4 protein-coding genes are annotated in these 2693 nt (G+C 50.1%); 2 read left to right on the top strand and 2 right to left on the bottom strand.

Annotated elements, in window-relative coordinates:
• The first annotated feature begins 62 nt into the window (after positions 1–62).
• Complete coding sequence (locus tag AXFE_RS17575; RefSeq protein WP_052607198.1) at positions 63–290, top strand: transposase; 228 nt, start codon at positions 63–65, stop codon at positions 288–290.
• Positions 291–405: 115 nt separating this feature from the next.
• Positions 406–594 (top strand): hypothetical protein, encoded by a 189-nt coding sequence (locus AXFE_RS17570; RefSeq protein WP_152625967.1) that lies wholly within the window; start codon positions 406–408, stop codon positions 592–594.
• 291 nt (positions 595–885) lie between these two features.
• Here AXFE_RS17570 and AXFE_RS17565 read toward each other — a convergent pair whose 3' ends face one another.
• Positions 886–1902 (bottom strand): ABC transporter substrate-binding protein, encoded by a 1017-nt coding sequence (locus AXFE_RS17565; RefSeq protein ID WP_052607197.1) that lies wholly within the window; start codon positions 1900–1902, stop codon positions 886–888.
• 93 nt (positions 1903–1995) lie between these two features.
• On the bottom strand, positions 1996–2693 hold a 698-nt coding region (locus AXFE_RS17560), incomplete at its 5' end, for a Druantia anti-phage system protein DruA (protein WP_052607196.1).

Raw genomic sequence — 2693 nt, 5'->3', positions numbered from 1 at the left:
TTGCACGTAGATATGCAGACAGCCTATTTCTAGAACTTACAGGAGCTGACAATCCCAAGGAGGTGCAGCTCCTTGGGAGAACTCTTACATCTTGGAAAGAGGAGATCCTAGCCTGNCACTCTTGTCATGTCACCAATGGACCTACTGAAGCTATGAACAACTTGGTCAAGGTGACAAAGCGTGTCGCCTTTGGCATGACTAACTTCTACAACTTCCGCATTCGAACACTCCTTAGCGGTGGCAAGGTCAATTGGGACCTTCTAGCAACCGTAACACCGACATTTCGTTAATCTCCAGCGTGGCAGATAGAAAATCGTAGCCCTATCAAGATGACCATCTCTAGCTGATAGCTATCAGCTAGAGATGGTCATAGCCGAAGCCTATTGGAAGTCGAAGGTCATTGGAATGGGCAGAACGCAAAGCGTTCTGCCCATTCCAACATTGTTCTCCTGGCAATTTTCCACAGAGTTAGTCAATCTTGGCGACGCACAGGTCCCGCTGAGGGCCAACAACCTCTCATATCAGGACCCAGGGGCTATTGCGATCTTATCCGTGGCACTTTATCGTCGCACCTGGGGCTTTAATTCAAGATAGGCCTTAGTTCAAGATGAGTCATGGATCAAGCTTGCTCTTGTATTCGAGCAGTCTCCGACAACCTAATTCACACTAAACGTGGTGATATGCCAATTCTCAGATAGTTGTAGATTCATCAAATGGGATAGATGTTCTCGTGGATGTTTGGGTTCGCCAATGGCGAACCCAAACATCCACCTTATGAGTTTTAGAGATTTCTAGTCGATAATTGATCGTCGTCCAAGGAGCCATTAGACGTACCAACCCCTATCTCTATAGCCCAAAGCCAGAGGCTTTATCTGATTTAGATGCTTACTTTCCACCGTTAAATCCGAAGACCCGGTTAACTGCTAGACGGAACGCCTGACGAACACGCACGTCCGAAAATGGCTTCTGATCGACACGCATTGTAAAAGGCTGGAAGGCTCCGGATTTACTCGAAAGAGTAGACACTCCAGTATTCGACTTTAGGCTGTTATAGCTCTGCGCACCTATTCCGCCGATTGCATCGAGTTCACCAGCCTGAAGCGCATTCAACATCGAGGCTTCGTCGGCGAAGTCTGTAATTATTACTTCATCCAAGTAGGGAAGGCCAGCCTTCCAGTAATTCGGATTGCGCACAAAAGTACTTTGTTGTCCAGGAGTAAAACTCTTGTACTTGTAAGGTCCGGTACCATTTGGCTTAGTCGGATCATAACCTACTGGAACAATGTATTGAAAGTAATAGTAGGACATCTGATCAAGCAGAGTTGCGTATGGCTGAGTGTAGGGGATCTTGACAGTTAAATTATCTACCTTTTTAAGGTTTGCTAAATCGATCGGTCCAAGCGACGCAGCCCCCGGAAGCGGGCTCTTAGGGTTCATAATGCGTTGAATAGAGAAGATGACGTCGTCGGCTGTAAGTGGCTTTCCATCGTGAAAAGTTATTCCTGGCCTTAGACGAACCGTCCAATTAGTCGCTGTAGCATCAGGAGTAATGGATTCAGCCAGTTCATAAACAAGCTCGCCCTTGGCATTGTAGGAAACCAGCGCTCGATAGAGCTGACCGATTCTAGCTCCATCAATAGTTGTATATCCGTTCTGTGCATCTAATGAATCTGCGGAGCCACCGCCAGTCGCGCCAACACGCAAGGTGCCTCCACGGCGAGGCTTAGAGGCTAGAGCTGTAGTTGTAGTAGTGCCTGAAGCAGTAGTAGTACCACACGCCTCAAGAATGGAACCGCCGGCGGCGAAGGCTGCAACTCCACCTAAACCACGAAGAAAGTTACGTCGACTTACACCATTTCCAAATATTTCACTACCAAGTATACCTTGACGATCGTTTGACATAAAGTAATTTCCCCCATAACTGAATGCTTAAACTGTACACATTCGGAGATCCCGTCCGAAGAGGGTTTGATTCGTAACGTTGACGGGGCGATCTCACATGCTGGTCTGAGTGCTGAGAATGGTTTTGTAAGCTCGGTGCAGCGGGTAAAGATAGACGTCCTTCACCGGTAGTGCTTTGGCATGGGTGCGGTCTAGCTTGCCGCGACCTTGGGTCTTGCCGACTTGGATCCAATTGGCTGCTCGGTAGCTGGTACCAGCAAAGCGACCAGTCTCGACAAAGGTCTCGACGAGCACCGGGGCATAGCCATAGGCGACCTGCCAGTCATCACGCAGGCGTCGGGTAACTTTGGCGAGGATCTTGGAGGCGAGGTTGGGAACCTGGATATAAGGCAGGATGAGAAAGCGCGCGTTGCCCACCACGAGGTGCAGCCGGGAACGACGAGTCTTGTCGTCCCAGCCGATATGGGTGTCACGAGGAGCGCACTTCCAGGCCGACGCACCAAAGGAGAGTGCAGACACAAAGCCACAGTCGGCTTCTACCAGATATCGCAGTTGTGCACCAGCGAGAGGCACGTATCCGAGGTAGTGGTAGCTCGCGATGGTTTGGTTCCAGATCGCAGAGGCTTTCTTGGTCTGAACCAGGTGTATGCGGAGATCTCCGATCTGAGACAGTGTGCTCGGAGACATGTCGGGGAGGCGCAGTTGGGCATTAGGACTCTGGTAGCGAACAGCTCTGCCGTTGGTGTTCTCGCTCCGTGGTGGAGGAAGAGTGATGAGGCCGTCTCTATGCA

It is taken from the genome of Acidithrix ferrooxidans, from assembly GCF_000949295.1.
Classification (GTDB): Bacteria; Actinomycetota; Acidimicrobiia; order Acidimicrobiales; family Acidimicrobiaceae; genus Acidithrix; species Acidithrix ferrooxidans.
The sequence above is the reverse complement of the archived record's forward strand: the minus strand, read 5'-3'. Positions and strand labels throughout refer to the sequence as shown.

Excerpts from the sequence above, each read along its gene's own strand:
- AXFE_RS17570 (WP_152625967.1), top strand. The coding sequence starts at position 406 with ATGGGCAGAACGCAAAGCGTTCTGCCCATTCCAACATTGTTCTCCTGG.
- AXFE_RS17565 (WP_052607197.1), bottom strand. The coding sequence starts at position 1,902 with ATGTCAAACGATCGTCAAGGTATACTTGGTAGTGAAATATTTGGAAAT.